We start from the raw sequence: 472 nt of genomic DNA on the forward strand, positions 1-472 counted from the left end.
CAGTCGTCAAGCAATGTCAGTTGCTGCAATTGTCTCGCTCCACGGCCTACTACCAGCCGGTGGAGATTACAGAAGAGGATTTAGCCATCATGCGCCGCATGGACGAACTGCATTTGGAATATCCATTTGCGGGCAGCCGCATGCTACGTGATTTACTGCGCCGTGGTGACTATCCTACCATTGGACGCAAACGGGTGCAGACGCTGATGCGGCGCATGGGGATGGAAGCCATTTACCGCAAACCCAACACCAGCAAGCGACATCCCAAGCATCCAGTCTATCCCTATCTGTTGCGTGGTCTGACCATTCACCGATCAAACCATGTCTGGGCAGCCGATATTACCTACATTCCCATGCAGCGAGGCTTTGTTTACCTGTTTGCCGTCGTAGACTGGGCCAGTCGTCGGGTATTATCTTGGCGGCTATCCAATACACTGACCACAGATTTCTGCATAGAAGCCGTGAATGAGGC

General features: G+C 53.0%; 1 protein-coding gene. It reads left to right on the forward strand.

What is annotated here, in order from left to right; all coding sequences use genetic code 11:
- Nucleotides 1–472 (forward strand): IS3 family transposase (locus tag Q9291_RS14190; protein WP_306388254.1); only part of this gene is annotated, 472 nt, incomplete at both ends.

Source organism: Methylophilus aquaticus (assembly GCF_030769565.1).
In the GTDB taxonomy this organism is placed as follows: domain Bacteria; phylum Pseudomonadota; class Gammaproteobacteria; order Burkholderiales; family Methylophilaceae; genus Methylophilus; species Methylophilus aquaticus.